General features: G+C 62.4%; 15 protein-coding genes and 1 riboswitch. Of the genes, 2 read left to right on the forward strand and 13 right to left on the reverse strand.

What is annotated here, in order from left to right; all coding sequences use genetic code 11:
• Window positions 1–160: 160 nt before the first annotated feature.
• The 12 genes from C167_RS0109650 to C167_RS0109705 all read right to left on the reverse strand — a co-directional run bounded on the left by C167_RS0109650 (window position 161) and on the right by C167_RS0109705 (window position 10867).
• Window positions 161–1645, reverse strand: coding sequence for a helicase HerA-like domain-containing protein (locus C167_RS0109650; protein ID WP_017518069.1), 1485 nt, complete (start codon window positions 1643–1645; stop codon window positions 161–163).
• Between the two features lie 78 nt (window positions 1646–1723).
• A complete protein-coding gene (gene pncB / locus C167_RS0109655) occupies window positions 1724–2923 on the reverse strand; it encodes a nicotinate phosphoribosyltransferase (protein ID WP_017518070.1) in 1200 nt (399 codons plus the stop codon).
• Window positions 2924–3012: 89 nt separating this feature from the next.
• A complete protein-coding gene (locus C167_RS0109660; protein ID WP_026078929.1) occupies window positions 3013–3237 on the reverse strand; it encodes a hypothetical protein in 225 nt (74 codons plus the stop codon).
• Window positions 3234–3938: a lipopolysaccharide kinase InaA family protein gene (locus C167_RS0109665; RefSeq protein WP_017518072.1), complete on the reverse strand. Its 705-nt coding sequence runs from the start codon at window positions 3936–3938 to the stop codon at window positions 3234–3236. Before C167_RS0109665 ends, C167_RS0109660 begins: the two co-directional genes overlap by 4 nt.
• Window positions 3939–3941: 3 nt before the next feature.
• Entirely contained in the window at window positions 3942–4613 is a 672-nt protein-coding gene (locus C167_RS0109670; RefSeq protein ID WP_017518073.1) for a class I SAM-dependent methyltransferase, read from the reverse strand.
• An 81-nt stretch (window positions 4614–4694) separates the two neighbouring features.
• Window positions 4695–5969 carry a sensor histidine kinase gene (locus C167_RS0109675; protein WP_026078930.1) on the reverse strand — a complete coding sequence of 425 codons (1275 nt, stop codon included), beginning with the start codon at window positions 5967–5969 and terminating at the stop codon, window positions 4695–4697.
• Entirely contained in the window at window positions 5959–6642 is a 684-nt protein-coding gene (locus C167_RS0109680; protein WP_017518075.1) for a response regulator transcription factor, read from the reverse strand. The genes C167_RS0109675 and C167_RS0109680 overlap by 11 nt, the downstream gene beginning before the upstream one ends.
• Window positions 6643–6776: 134 nt before the next feature.
• Window positions 6777–7160: a fluoride efflux transporter CrcB gene (crcB, locus tag C167_RS0109685; RefSeq protein ID WP_017518076.1), complete on the reverse strand. Its 384-nt coding sequence runs from the start codon at window positions 7158–7160 to the stop codon at window positions 6777–6779.
• A 65-nt stretch (window positions 7161–7225) separates the two neighbouring features.
• Window positions 7226–7288: riboswitch (Fluoride riboswitch) on the reverse strand.
• Window positions 7289–7352: 64 nt separating this feature from the next.
• Window positions 7353–8993 (reverse strand): chaperonin GroEL, encoded by a 1641-nt coding sequence (gene groL / locus C167_RS0109690; protein ID WP_017518077.1) that lies wholly within the window; start codon window positions 8991–8993, stop codon window positions 7353–7355.
• A gap of 49 nt (window positions 8994–9042) precedes the next feature.
• Entirely contained in the window at window positions 9043–9336 is a 294-nt protein-coding gene (locus C167_RS0109695; protein ID WP_009617968.1) for a co-chaperone GroES, read from the reverse strand.
• 239 nt (window positions 9337–9575) lie between these two features.
• On the reverse strand, window positions 9576–10043 hold the full coding sequence (locus C167_RS0109700; RefSeq protein WP_017518078.1) for an FxsA family protein: 468 nt from the start codon (window positions 10041–10043) through the stop codon (window positions 9576–9578).
• A gap of 86 nt (window positions 10044–10129) precedes the next feature.
• Window positions 10130–10867: a HugZ family protein gene (locus C167_RS0109705; protein ID WP_017518079.1), complete on the reverse strand. Its 738-nt coding sequence runs from the start codon at window positions 10865–10867 to the stop codon at window positions 10130–10132.
• 107 nt (window positions 10868–10974) lie between these two features.
• Between C167_RS0109705 and C167_RS0109710 the strand changes: the two genes are divergently transcribed.
• Complete coding sequence (locus tag C167_RS0109710) at window positions 10975–11733, forward strand: SDR family oxidoreductase (RefSeq protein WP_017518080.1); 759 nt, start codon at window positions 10975–10977, stop codon at window positions 11731–11733.
• A gap of 141 nt (window positions 11734–11874) precedes the next feature.
• Here the strand turns inward: C167_RS0109710 and C167_RS0109715 are convergent, their stop codons facing one another.
• A complete protein-coding gene (locus C167_RS0109715; RefSeq protein ID WP_026078931.1) occupies window positions 11875–12876 on the reverse strand; it encodes a DUF481 domain-containing protein in 1002 nt (333 codons plus the stop codon).
• Window positions 12877–13069: 193 nt separating this feature from the next.
• Between C167_RS0109715 and C167_RS0109720 the strand changes: the two genes are divergently transcribed.
• Window positions 13070–13444, forward strand: coding sequence for an MGMT family protein (locus tag C167_RS0109720; RefSeq protein ID WP_037006090.1), 375 nt, complete (start codon window positions 13070–13072; stop codon window positions 13442–13444).
• The last annotated feature ends 23 nt before the right edge of the window (window positions 13445–13467 follow it).

Below are 13467 nucleotides of genomic sequence, written 5' to 3' on the forward strand. Positions count from 1 at the left end.
GGCGCCTTCGGGCGCCTTTTTTGTTCGTGAGCGAGCTTGCTCCTACGAAAAGCCGCGGTCCCCTGTAGGAGCGAGTTTGCTCGCGAACCACCCCCACACGGATTTCATCGCCGACCGGGTACGTAGGGCACGTAACCCTGGCGCTACGCGCCCCCGGCTTTCACCGCCGCTTGCTCCCGCCCAGCAGTGCCCCCATCAGACCGCGCACCAACTGCCGGCCGATCTGGTTCGCCGCCTGGCGTACCACGGTCTTGCTGACCTGGCTGGCCAGTGATCCCAGGATCTCGCCGGCAATCCCGCCAAAATCGGTACCGCTGCCCTTCGCGTCCTTCTGCTCGGTGGGCGCCATCTTGCCGTCAGCGCGACCGGTCAGCTTCTCGTAGGCGGACTCGCGGTCGATCGGCTGGTCGTAGCGACCGGCCAAAGGCGAACGACGGATGACATCCGCACGCTCGGCGTCGGTCAGCGGGCCGATGCGCGACTGCGGCGGCGCGACAGCCACGCGCTGGACCATCGCCGGCGTGCCTTTCTCTTCCAGCGTGCCGACCAGCGCCTCGCCAATGCCCAGTTCGGTGAGCACGTTCAGGGTGTCGAACGCCGGGTTGGGCCGGAAGCCATCCGCCACCGCACGCAAGGACTTCTGCTCCTTGGCGGTAAAGGCGCGCAGGCCGTGCTGGACGCGCAAACCCAGCTGCGCCAGCACGTCGTCAGGCAGATCGCCGGGCGACTGCGTGACGAAATAGACGCCAACGCCCTTGGAACGAATCAGCCGCACCACCTGTTCCAGGCGGTCCTGCAGGGCCTTGGGCGTGCCGTTGAAGAGCAGGTGCGCCTCGTCGAAGAACAGCGCGAGGATCGGTTTGTCGGCATCGCCGCGCTCGGGCAATTGCTCGAACAGCTCGGCCAGCAGCCAGAGCAGGAAGGTGGCGTAGACCTTGGGGGCGTCGTGCACCAACTTGCTGGCATCCAGCAGGTGGATGCGGCCGCGGCCGTCGGCTTCGGGGCGCAGCAGGTCTTCCAGTTGCAGCGCCGGCTCACCGAAGAAGTCCTCGGCGCCCTGCTGTTCCAGCAGGGCCAGGCGCCGCAGCAGCGCCTGGGACGAGGCGCTGGTGAACAAGGCACGGTCCTCGCCGAGGATGTCCGGATTTTCCTTGAAGTGATTGAGCAGCGCCTTGAGGTCTTTCAGGTCGAGCAACAACAGGCCTTCGCGGTCGGCCACCTTGAACGCGGCGAACAGCGCCGCCTGCTGGCTTTCGGTCAGCTCCAGCAGGTTGGCCAGCAGCAGCGGGCCCATCTCCGACAGCGTGGTGCGCAGCGGATGGCCGGTCTTCCCGGCCACGTCCCAGATGCTCACCGGGTAGGCCTGGGGCTTGTGGTTCAGCCACGGCATGCTCGCGATGCGCTCGGCCACCTTACCCTGCGGGTTGCCAGCGGCGGCGATGCCGCAAAGGTCGCCCTTGATGTCGGCGGCGAATACTGCGATGCCGGCATCGCTGAAGGATTCGGCGAGGTGTTGCAGCGTCACTGTCTTGCCGGTGCCGGTGGCACCGGCGATCAGGCCGTGGCGGTTGGCAAGTTTCCAGGACTGGCCGACGGGCTGCCCGTCGGGCCCTGCGCCGATGATGAGTTCGTTCGTGGTTGACATCCGTTGTTCCCCTTCAATGGGCGTGTCGCATTGGCTGCTTGAGCAAGAGTGGCCGGTCCCGCTGCGCTGTGCAATCGGCTAGCCCGGTACTTTGAAGACGTGCTTGAGGTAACGCAGGAAGTTCTCGTCCTTGCACTGGGTCTTGCCCGGCGCATCGGAGATCTTCGCCACCGGGTGCCCGTTGCAGGCGGTCATTTTCAGCACGATGTTCATCGGCTCCACGCCCGGCACATCACAGGTGAAATGGGTTCCGATGCCGAAGCTGACGTCGATGCGCTCGCGTAGCGCCCGGTAGATTTCCAGGGCACGCGGCAGGTTGAGACCGTCGGAGAACACCAGAGTCTTGGTCAGCGGATCGATGCCCAGGTGCTCATAATGCCGGATGGCCTTTTCCGCCCACTCCAGCGGGTCGCCCGAGTCATGGCGCAGGCCATCGAAAAGCTTGGCGAAGTACAGGTCGAAGTCCGCGAGGAAGGCATCCATGGTGATGCAATCGGTCAGCGCGATGCCTAACTGGCCGCGGTATTCGCGCACCCAGGCGTCCAGTGCGGCGGCCTGGCTGTCGATCAGGCGCGGACCGAGCTGCTGATGCGCCATCAGCCACTCGTGGGCCATGGTACCGAGCGGCTTCACCCCCAGCTCACGCGCCAGGTGCACGTTGCTGGTGCCAACGAACCGGCCGGGGAAACCATCGCGCAGGTCGCGTACCACTACTTCCTGCACCGGATAGGAGAAGCGCCGGCGGGTGCCGAAGTCGGCCATCTTGAAACCGGCCAGTTCTTCAGCGCTGGCTTCCTGGCGTAGCCAGTCGAACTTTTCCTGGAGGCGCTCGCGGACCATCGTCAGCGTCGTGCGCGGATGGCGATGCCGGTTGCGCACTTCGCTGATGGTCGCCAGCAGCGGCACCTCGAAGAGGATCACGTGCAGCCACGGGCCTTTCAGGCGCAGGAACAGCTCTTCGCTCTCCACGCCCAGTTGCACGTAGCAAGGATTGAAGCGGAACAGGCCGAGAAAGCGGATGAAGTCGGGTTTGAAAAACGGGATGCGTTCGAGGAAAGCCAGATCCTGGGGCGAGAAGCAAAGCTCTGCCAGACGCTCGATCTGCTCACGCAGCGGGTCCAGGTAGGCGCGCAGGTCCTCCTCGTTACGGCAGCGGAACTCCCACTCCACCTCGGTGTTGGGATAGTTGTGCAGCACCGCCTGCATCATGCTCAGCTTGTAGAAGTCGGTATCCAGCAGGTTCTGCACGATCCGCCGGGAAAATGCGCTGTCGCTCATGCTCATCTCATTGCAGGCTTGAATCGGCAGTCTAAACCCGTGGCCCACAAAAAACCCCGCCGAGGCGGGGTTTTGTCTGGAATCAGAAATCAGCGTGCTTTGCTCTGCGACATCCCGAACAGGAAAAGCAGCAGGTCGTCATCCGGACGGACGTCCTGTTGCTTGGCGCGCAGGTTGGGCGGGATGGGACAGCTGTCCAAGCCGCCTTTTCCGGAAATGACCGAAGGGCCCGGCTCATGCCAGGCCGCCGCCGCCAGGGTTGCTACCCCGAGCGCGCCGACGAGGAGCAAACCTCGCGTAATTTCTAACTTCATGTCTGCAACCCTTTGATGGCGCTGCCAAACGCCGCTTGGTAACCATAGACAAAGGCCTGCCATTGCGCCTCTGTCCACGACGAGCGGCGCTTCACTTGGCGAAGATCGTGACGCGCAGCACGCTGAGCGCTGAAACGCTGGCGGGCTTTTTCCATGTCGATGAGGGCCACTTCGATCTTGTCGCCGTCCACCTTCACGAACACGTGCTTGAGGTAGAGGCAGCCATGCTGCCAACGGCCGGCGTTAAGCTTGGCAAGGGTACTGCCGTAATGTTGCAGAATTCTTTGATGCAGCGCTTCACCCCATTTTTCCTGGTCGCCGCGGGCATAACAGTCTTCCAGGCTGCTGAAACCGTCCAGAGACTCAGTGACCAGCAGGGCCTGCCATTCGCCATCCACCTTGCGGCAACCGGCGTAGACCAGGGTGGGCACGCGCACGCCCAGCGCTTCGGCGGCCTTGAGCGCGTTACGCTCGCGAATGGCGGTGGGGTAGCCGAAGGGATGCAGCAGGTCACGGTAGATGTGACCCATCTGCTGCTTGCGATAGAGCATACGGCCGTCGGAGGTCAGGACTCGCTGCACGCCACTCTCACCGCCGCGCCGACGGTTGGGTTCTTCCACCCACTTGCCGGGCACCTGGAGCCAACGGTCGATGGCGTTCTCACCGGAAATTTGCTGCAGCGACGCCAGATCAACGGCCATCCATCACTCCTTACGCAGAATGTAGACCCGCCACATATGGATGAGCGGGACGAAATCAATGTGATCCTGAACCTTGAAACCAGCCTGGCGGAACTCCGCCTCGATGGTCTTGGCAGGAATCACGAAGCGGTTCTGGTAGGCGTGTTTCTTGCGAGTTGCCTCGGCGCGTGCACGTTTCCAGGACTTGAAGTTGCCATCGACCCACATCGACAGGATGACCGAATCGCGGGTTACGCGATGAAATTCGCGCAACATCGTCAGACGGTCATCGGATTCGCCGATGTGGTGCATCAGGCGCATCGAGAAGATGCTGTCGACAGCATTGTCGGGCAGATCAATGGCAAACGCGGAAGTCTGCAAAGGTCGGACGCGTTTTACAACCTCATTCGGCTGCCCGGCGCAGGCAACGGCAATCATGTCGGGCGAATTATCCGCGCCGATGATCACCCGGTTCTCCTTCTCAGCCAGCATCGGCCAGAAGCGACCGGCGCCGCACGGCAGGTCGAGCACCAGGTTGGGCTGGCCGGCGAGCTTGAGTGCCTGGCGGCCTATCTGGACATCGCGCCAGTGGGAAAGTTTCCGAGACAGACCGGCCTGGTGTTTACGCAGATAACGCTCTGCGTGCTGGCGGTCATACTTCTGGGAGAACTCCAGGTCGACGGATTTTTCAGTCATCGGATTATTACCTTCCCGAATTCAGGGCGAACGATACGAACCAGCCTGTCACAGCCGGGTCATGCACTTGTGAAGATTTTGTCAAACGACGGCTAGGCGAACTTCGAAGCGGCAACCGTGCGGTTCAGCTGGGCGCAGCGTGACATCCCAGCCCTCGGAAGCGCAGATCCGCTTGACCAGCGAAAGCCCCAGCCCAAGCCCCTCGCCACGCGGGTTCTGGCCGCGAACGAATGGCTGGAAGACGGCCTCGCGCTGTTCTTCCGGGATACCTGCACCGGTGTCCTCGACCCAGAATCCGTTGGGTCCAAGTTGTAAGCGGATGCTGCCGCTTTCGGTGTAATGCATGGCATTGCGCAATAAATTGCTCATCACCGAGCGCAAGAATGGCGCATTGAACTGCCCGGGCATTTCCTGGCTCGCGTCGTATTCCAGTGTCAGGCCTTTCGCTTCAATGGGGCCACGCCACTGCGCCACGAGTTCGTCACCAATCTGCCGCAACCCTGCCTGGGAAACGATCGCCATGTCCTTGCGCTGGGCGCGCGCCAGCATCAGGAAGGTCTGCACCAGATCGCGCATTTCCTCACATGCGCTGTTCATGCGCGCCAACTGGGCTTGCGCCCGAGGGCTGAGGCCCGGTTCTTCAGCCAGCAACTCGCAACTGGTGGCGATCACCATCAGCGGCGTCCGCAATTCATGGCTGACGTCGCTGGTAAAAAGCTTTTCCCGGGTCAGCACATCGTGCAGCCGACCCATGGCGTAATCGAATGCTGCCGCCAGTTCGCCCACTTCATCATTGGCGTAGTCAGGCGACATCGGCGGAGCCAGGTCGAGCAACTGGTCACGATGACGGACCTGCCGCGCCAGGCGCGACACGGGCTCCATGACCTTGCGCGACAGCAGCCAGCCCAGCAGCCCGGAGAGCGTCAGGCTGAGGACATAGCCCGTGACGACCGCAGCGTAGAGGATCTGCTCGCGCGCCTCGAAGTCGCTCTGGTCCTGCAGCAGGACGAAACGGCGGCCATCGATATCACGCGTCAGCGCATGGAACGACAGCTCACCGTCGAAGACCTCGTGGAAGCCAGTATCCAGACGGCGAAGCGCCGGCGGCATGGCATAAACACCGACACCATCGCTGATGAAGAAACGCATGCCTGGGTCGAGCTTGGGTGCCTGGCCGTTCCCCAGGTCCTCATTGATGATGCGATCCAGCTCGCCACCCAGGTCGCGGGAAATCAGGCGCTCTTCGACGACATGGACGACGCCGACGATTCCCACCGAGAACAGGCCGCCAACGGCGGCGGTCATGAGTACGAAGGCAAAGACAATCCGTCGGGAAAGGCTCTGCTTATACTCCATGCGCTTCCTCCGCCAGCTTGTAGCCGACGCCATGCACGGTGTGCAGCAGGGAGGAACCAAAGGGCTTGTCGATCACTTGGCGCAACTGGTGAACATGGCTGCGCAGGCTGTCGCTGTCGGGGCAGTCGTCGCCCCACACGGCTTCCTCGAGCACGTCGCGGCGTACCACGTGGGGGCTCTTCTGCATCAGTACCGCCAGCAGTTTGAGGCCGATGGGGTTGAGCTTGAGCGGCTTGCCGGCGCGGTTCACTTCGAGGGTATCGAGGTTGTAGCTCAGGTCGGCGACCTGCAGCTCGCGGCGCCCGCCGCCCTGGCTGCGGCGCAGCACGGCTTCGATGCGCGCGGCCAGCTCGGACAGGGCGAAGGGTTTGAGCAGGTAATCGTCGGCGCCGGAGCGGAAGCCTTGCAGGCGGTCGTCCAGCTGATCGCGGGCAGTGAGCATGATCACCGGGGTGTCGCGGCGCGCGTCTTCGCGCAGGCGGCGGCACAGGGTGAAGCCATCCAGGCCCGGGAGCATCACATCCAGCACGATCAGGTCGTAATGGGAAGTTGCCGCCAGGTGCAATCCGGACAGGCCGTCCTGGGCACAATCCACCGTGTAGCCCTTCAGCCCCAGGTAGTCGGCCATATTGGCCAGGATGTCCCGATTGTCTTCAACCAGCAAAATGCGCATAGGCTCTCCTCGAACGCGATGCATCCTAGCGTAACCAGCTTAAATGGAACTTAAGCGCCTTTGACGGAATTTTCACACTCTTCCGGTGAATCCCTCGTCACTGTATCGCGCCAGGCTTCGGTCCTTGCCCGGTCCTATCGCCCCATCAGCGCCTGGACCGACCAGAGCCCGGCCAGCGTCATCAACAGGGAGCCGGCCAGGTGCGTGGCGATGGTGCCCATCGCCCAGGCCAGGCGCCCTTGCTGCAGCAGCACGACGACTTCGGCGGAAAAGGTCGAGAAGGTAGTGAGGCCACCGCAGAAGCCAGTGATGATCAGCAACCGCCATTCTGGCGCCAGGCCCGGCGAGTTGGCGAAGAAGGCAATGGCCGCGCCGATGATGTAGCCGCCGAGCAGGTTGGCGACCACCGTACCCGGCGGCATGGAAGGCAGGAGAGTATTGAGCTTGAGCCCGAGCACCCAGCGCAGCAGTGCGCCGAGAGCAGCGCCGAGGGAAACGGCGAGAATGGATTTCCACATGGTCCTGTCCTGGAAGTGAGAAGTTTGGACAGGCTGCAGGCGAGCGCCTACGCGCCTTTCCAGGTCTATGCGTAGGCATCATCAGCCACGAGGGCGGTTGAAGGAGGAATGCCATCTCCTGCGGCGCAGTCTGGCATATCCGCCGCCCATGAAAAAGCCCCGCCTAGGCGGGGCTTTTTCGTACAGCAGGGGTTACATCATGCCGCCCATGCCGCCCATGCCGCCCATGTCCGGCATGGCCGGAGCAGCCTTGTCATCAACCACTTCAGCAACCATGGCCTCGGTGGTGACCATCAGGCCGCCGATGGAAGCAGCAGCTTGCAGAGCCGAGCGGGTGACTTTGGCCGGATCGAGGATACCCATCTCGATCATGTCGCCGTACACGCCGGTAGCAGCGTTGTAGCCGAAGTTGCCAGAACCCTGCTTGACCTTGTCGACCACGACGCTCGGCTCGTCGCCGGAGTTGGCAACGATCTGGCGCAGCGGAGCTTCAACGGCGCGACGCAGCAGAGCGATACCGACGTTCTGGTCTTCGTTGTCGCCCTTCAGGCCTTCGATGGCTTGCAGAGCACGAACCAGAGCGACGCCGCCGCCAGGAACCACGCCTTCTTCCACCGCAGCACGGGTAGCGTGCAGGGCGTCTTCAACGCGGGCTTTCTTCTCTTTCATCTCGACTTCGGTGGCAGCGCCAACCTTGATCACGGCAACACCGCCAGCCAGCTTGGCCAGACGCTCTTGCAGCTTCTCACGGTCGTAGTCGGAGGAAGTCTCTTCGACCTGCTTGCGGATCTGCAGGACGCGAGCTTCGATGTCGGCTTGAGCGCCAGCGCCATCGATGATGGTGGTGTTTTCCTTGCTCAGGACGACGCGCTTGGCGTTGCCCAGGTGCTCCAGGGTGGCGCCTTCCAGGCTCAGACCGACTTCTTCGGAGATGACGGTGCCGCCGGTCAGGATGGCGATGTCCTGCAGCATGGCCTTGCGGCGGTCGCCGAAGCCCGGCGCCTTGACGGCCGCGACCTTGACGATGCCACGCATGTTGTTGACGACCAGGGTAGCCAGGGCTTCGCCTTCGACGTCTTCAGCCACGATCAGCAGCGGACGGCCGGCTTTGGCAACGGCTTCCAGGACCGGCAGCATTTCGCGGATGTTGGAGATCTTCTTGTCGACCAGCAGCAGCAGCGGGCCGTCGAGCTCGGCCACCATGGTGTCCGGCTTGTTGATGAAGTAGGGGGACAGGTAGCCGCGATCGAACTGCATGCCTTCCACGACGGACAGTTCGTTTTCCAGGCCCGAGCCTTCTTCAACGGTGATCACGCCTTCTTTACCGACTTTTTCCATGGCTTCGGCAATGATGTTGCCGATGGAGTCGTCGGAGTTGGCGGAGATGGTGCCGACCTGGGCGATGGCCTTGGTGTCGGCGCACGGCTTGGCCAGGTCCTTAAGCTGGGCAACGATGGCCACGGTGGCCTTGTCGATGCCGCGCTTGAGGTCCATCGGGTTCATGCCGGCAGCGACGGCCTTCAGGCCTTCGTTGACGATGGCCTGAGCCAGAACGGTAGCGGTGGTGGTGCCGTCACCGGCAGCGTCGTTGGCCTTGGAGGCAACGTCTTTCACCAGCTGGGCGCCCATGTTCTCGAACTTGTCCTTGAGTTCGATTTCCTTGGCAACGGAAACGCCGTCCTTGGTGATGGTCGGAGCGCCGAAGCTCTTGTCCAGGATGACGTTACGGCCTTTCGGGCCCAGGGTGGCTTTGACGGCGTCGGCCAGGACGTTTACGCCGACCAGCATTTTCTTGCGGGCGGAATCGCCGAACTTAACTTCTTTAGCAGCCATGTTCTGTTTCCTCTAAATCGAATTCAGTGGGTTGGATAGGACGCGGGAATCAGTCTTCCAGGACAGCGAGGATCTCGGACTCGCCCATCACCAGCAGTTCTTCACCGTCGACCTTGATGGCGTTGCTGCCCGAGTACGGGCCGAAGACCACCTTGTCACCCACTTTCACGGCCAGGGCGCGAACTTCGCCGTTGTCCAGGACACGGCCGGCACCAACAGCAACCACTTCACCGCGGTTCGGTTTCTCGGCGGCGGAACCGGGCAGCACGATGCCGCCTGCGGTCTTGGTCTCTTCCTCGCTGCGACGGATGACGACGCGGTCATGCAGAGGACGAAGCTTCATAGTCGTAACTCTCCCAAACTGTGATTTCCAACGGCCGGATCGATGCCCGGCAGGTTTTATTGAATCCGGCGGTGCCGGTTTGCGACCCGACAGGCGAATCGCGAAATAGAGCAGCCTGTCGTACTGACAGGGACCTTGCGGTGACCGGTACATAAGGTCGCTACAAGGCATTTCAAGGGTGTGACGGAAAATTTTTTGCAGAAAGGTCGGAGCCATGGGCGATCGAAACCGCCCCGACCTCAATGCAGACGGTCGCGGTCTTCCTCGCGGCGCTGGTATTCGCCTTCGATCACGCTGGGGCCGCTGCGGTGCTGGGCGGCCGGATCGTCGGCAAAGGCGCGGCGGCGCTCGGCCTGCTCCTGCATACGCTGGCGCACACGGCCGAGCATCAGGCGGCGGGTGAAGGGGATCAGGCAGAGCAGACCGACGAAGTCGCTGATGAAGCCCGGCAGCATCAGCAGGCCACCGCCGAGGGCGATAACCAGCCCCTCGAGCATTTCCTGCTCGGGCAGCTCGCCGCGATTGAGCCGTTCGCGGGCACGCAGCGCAGTGGCGACACCGGCTACGCGCAGTACTGCGGCACCGATGAAGGCGCCGGCGATGATAAGCAGCAGGGTCCAGCCCACACCGATCACGCTGCCGACCTTGATCATCACGGCCAGCTCGATCAGCGGGAACAGAAGAATCAGAAACAGGGGAACTCGCATCGATGAATCCTTGGCGGGGTCGTTGCCCGGGTAGAAAGCTAGGTGGTGACGCCCCGCGTCCTTTTCAAGGGAAACGCCGAGGGCTGCTAGGCCTGGATCACTTCATTGCCCGGCCAGACATCCGCCTTGGCCAACTGCACCAGTGCCTGGCGCACCGCGCCGGGATTGCCGCACGGCGCGGGGAACGGCAGCCAGTGCAGGCCCTGGCCGATACGCAGGTGGAAACCTTCAGTATCAATTCCCGCCATCTGCGGGCCCTTGCCGGCAGGCAACCCGGCCAGTTCGACGTAGTGCTCGATGGCATTGGCGTGGTCGCTGTTCATGTGCTGGACCATGCTTTTTTCTGCCTCGCCGACGAAGGGGTTGGCCAGCGGCACGCTGTCCGCACCCAGCCAATGAATGTCGCCGAAGCCACCGATGAAACGCCACTGCACCGGCTCCAGCACCCAGAAATCGAAGTCGTGGACGATGTGGTAGTCCTGCGAACCTGGGAAATAGCGGTAGTAACGCTCGGCGGCGCCAGCGATGGCGTCGACGTCCTCGATCAGCAGCGCCTCGGCCAGCAGGGTCAGGCGACCGGCGGCCTGGATGTCATCGACACCGCGCTCGCCGATGAGCAGCGAGCACTTGCCGTCCATCTGCAGGTTATGGGTGTGCTGGGCAATGCGGCTGATCAGGATCAGCGGGCGCCCTGCCTCATCCACGCAGTAGGGCACAACGGAGCCAAAGGGGAACCCCGGCCACTTCTTCGAGTGGGTGGAGAGGACGCCGCGGTATTCCTTGAGCAGCAGTTCTCGGGCATGCTTGGCAGCTTTCACGCTCAACTTATGACTCCTCGCAAAGAATCCGTCGTAAACGGACGGGCAGGACTGACTCTGTGCACAGCTGCCGGCGGGGCCTTTCACCAGAAACTGTTCGTGGGGTTGTTCCGATGCAATTGAAAGACAAGGTCATCATCATCACCGGTGGCTGCCAGGGCCTGGGCCGCGCCATGGGCGAGTACCTCGCCGGCAAGGGCGCGCGCGTCGCGCTGGTTGACCTCAATGCCGAAAAACTGGACGAAGCCGTGACCGCCTGCAAGGCCGCTGGTGGTGACGCCCGCGCCTACATCTGCAACGTCGCCAATGAAGAACAGGTTACCCACATGGTGGCCCAGGTCGCCAGCGACTTCGGCGCCATCAATGGCCTGGTCAACAATGCCGGCATCCTGCGCGACGGTCTGACCATCAAGGTCAAGGACGGCGAGCTGAGCAAGATGAGCCTGGCTCAGTGGCAGGCGGTGATCGACGTCAACCTGACCGGCGTGTTCCTGTGCACCCGTGAAGTGGCGGCGAAGATGATCGAGCTGAAGAACGAAGGTGCGATCGTCAACATTTCCTCCATCTCCCGCGCTGGCAACATGGGCCAGGCCAACTATTCCGCGGCGAAGGCCGGCGTCGCCGCCGATACCGTGGTGTGGGCGAAGGAACTGGCACGCTACGGCATCCGCGTGGCAGGCGTGGCGCCAGGCTTCATCGAGACCGACATGGTCGCCAGCATGAAGCCCGAGGCCCTGGAGAAGATGACCTCGGGCATCCCGCTCAAGCGCCTGGGCAAGCCGCTGGAAATCGCCCACTCGGTGGCCTACATCCTCGAGAACGACTACTACACCGGTCGCGTGCTGGAGCTGGACGGCGGCCTGCGTCTGTAATCCGCCCGCCCATGAAAAAGCCCCGCCAGTGCGGGGCTTTTTTGTGCTTTTCGTAGGAGCGAGCTTGCTCGCGAACTCTTTCCCGGCGGCACCGGTGCCATGCGGTTCGCGAGCAAGCTCGCTCCTACACTCCGGGGCGGCTTACCAGCCCACACCCAGGCCCACGGTATAGCGACGCTCGTTGACGTCGCCGTCGTTGCCGCTGAGCTTGTCCCACTCGGCCTTCAGGCTCAGGGACGCCCAGGAGGTCAGCTTGTAGCGGATGCCTGCCTCGCTCTCCAGTTCGTACTCCACATTGGATTCCAACGGCTTGCTCACTTCGCCATTGGTGAACAGCTCGAACTGCTTGGCCAGCAGGTAGCGGTTGTAGTCCCACTTCAGACTGGTGCTATAGAAGTGCGACTTCTCATCGTCGACGAACTCGTAGTCGTTGCGATTGACCAGCGTGGCCAGGGAGAACGCCCCCAGTTCGTTGTCCCAGAACTGGTAGCCCGGACCGGTACCGATGGTGCGCTTCTTCTGCAGGTCTTCGATCCAGTCGCGCTTGTACTGGGCCTGCCCCTGCCAGAACCAGTGCTCGTCGAGGAAGCGGTCCAGGGCATACTGCGCCGAGTAGTTGTTGGTGCTGACCGCGTCATCCTTCTTTTCGCGGTTGTATTCGCCCTGAAGGTTATGGCGCCAGCGACCGTGGCGGGCGTTGGTCTTGAAGTCGATGTCGTAGTCTTCGACGTCGTTTTCAGCCTGTTTGTGATCCAGGGAAAAATCGACGTTGCCGGTCCATACCCAGTCTTCGAGGATCGGCTTGGGCGGCATCATCTGCTGGATCTGCGCCAGCTCCACCGTACGGGGCTGACCATTGACCAGTGTCACCTTGCCCTGTTCGGACGCTTTCAGCCCCTTGGAGTGCTCACCGGTTTCCTCGTCGTACTTCACCAGCAGATTCTGATCGGTTTCGAGCGTCTTGATCTTGTCCGACTTCAGCGTGATTTCTCCGCCGTAATCGGTCGCGAACAGGAGCTTGCCGCCGTCATACAACTTGATGGTGCCGGTGAGTCGGTCACCATTCTTCAACCAGACGGTATCGGCGAAAGCGGACAAGGAGCAGGATGCAAGGGCGACACAGAGCAGGTTTCTGGAAAACATGAGTCGAATTCAACTGGATTGAATGGGCAAAAAGCCGGGCATTATCCAGATACCCGACACTAGAGCAACGAGTGACAGACCCACGTGCAGAGAGTTCACAATGACTGACAGATGGGTCTGACAAAGAACCCAACTTGTCAGCTCGCCGCCAGCCGATATCCTGAGCGTCAGCCCCTCTATCGCGGTACCTTCGATGCCCAAGCCCAACCCCAGTGCCAGCGCACCAATGACCGACCTCGGAGTGGAAAGCCTGGAGGTAAGGCGTGAGGCAATTTACCTGGTCATCGCCCAAGTGCCCGAAGGCTGCGTCATCACCTATGGCGATGTCGCCCGCCTGGCTGGCCTGGGCCGTTCCGCGCGGCTGGTCGGGCGTATCCTCGGACAATTACCCGAAGACACCCGCCTGCCATGGCACCGGGTAATCGCCGCGGGCGGGCGCATCAGCCTGCCGCTGGGCACTGTCTCGGGTAACGAGCAGCGCGCACGATTGCGTGCGGAGGGTGTCAGAATCCATAACGATCGGGTGGACATACGTCGGCACGGCTGGCCTAGCGGCGAGCAGTCCTAGTAGAGTTCGCGTAATTTTTCGTC

The sequence above is a fragment of the Pseudomonas nitroreducens TX1 genome (genome assembly GCF_000313755.1).
GTDB lineage: Bacteria > Pseudomonadota > Gammaproteobacteria > Pseudomonadales > Pseudomonadaceae > Pseudomonas > Pseudomonas nitroreducens_A.

Coding starts and splice junctions, on each gene's coding strand:
- C167_RS0109680 (WP_017518075.1), bottom strand. CDS start 6,642: ATGCGCATTTTGCTGGTTGAAGACAATCGGGACATCCTGGCCAATATG.
- C167_RS0109710 (WP_017518080.1), top strand. CDS start 10,975: ATGCAATTGAAAGACAAGGTCATCATCATCACCGGTGGCTGCCAGGGC.
- C167_RS0109650 (WP_017518069.1), bottom strand. CDS start 1,645: ATGTCAACCACGAACGAACTCATCATCGGCGCAGGGCCCGACGGGCAG.
- crcB (WP_017518076.1), bottom strand. CDS start 7,160: ATGTGGAAATCCATTCTCGCCGTTTCCCTCGGCGCTGCTCTCGGCGCA.
- C167_RS0109670 (WP_017518073.1), bottom strand. CDS start 4,613: ATGACTGAAAAATCCGTCGACCTGGAGTTCTCCCAGAAGTATGACCGC.
- C167_RS0109675 (WP_026078930.1), bottom strand. CDS start 5,969: ATGGAGTATAAGCAGAGCCTTTCCCGACGGATTGTCTTTGCCTTCGTA.
- C167_RS0109665 (WP_017518072.1), bottom strand. CDS start 3,938: ATGGCCGTTGATCTGGCGTCGCTGCAGCAAATTTCCGGTGAGAACGCC.
- C167_RS0109660 (WP_026078929.1), bottom strand. CDS start 3,237: ATGAAGTTAGAAATTACGCGAGGTTTGCTCCTCGTCGGCGCGCTCGGG.
- C167_RS0109700 (WP_017518078.1), bottom strand. CDS start 10,043: ATGCGAGTTCCCCTGTTTCTGATTCTTCTGTTCCCGCTGATCGAGCTG.
- groL (WP_017518077.1), bottom strand. CDS start 8,993: ATGGCTGCTAAAGAAGTTAAGTTCGGCGATTCCGCCCGCAAGAAAATG.
- C167_RS0109715 (WP_026078931.1), bottom strand. CDS start 12,876: ATGTTTTCCAGAAACCTGCTCTGTGTCGCCCTTGCATCCTGCTCCTTG.
- C167_RS0109695 (WP_009617968.1), bottom strand. CDS start 9,336: ATGAAGCTTCGTCCTCTGCATGACCGCGTCGTCATCCGTCGCAGCGAG.
- pncB (WP_017518070.1), bottom strand. CDS start 2,923: ATGAGCGACAGCGCATTTTCCCGGCGGATCGTGCAGAACCTGCTGGAT.
- C167_RS0109720 (WP_037006090.1), top strand. CDS start 13,070: ATGCCCAAGCCCAACCCCAGTGCCAGCGCACCAATGACCGACCTCGGA.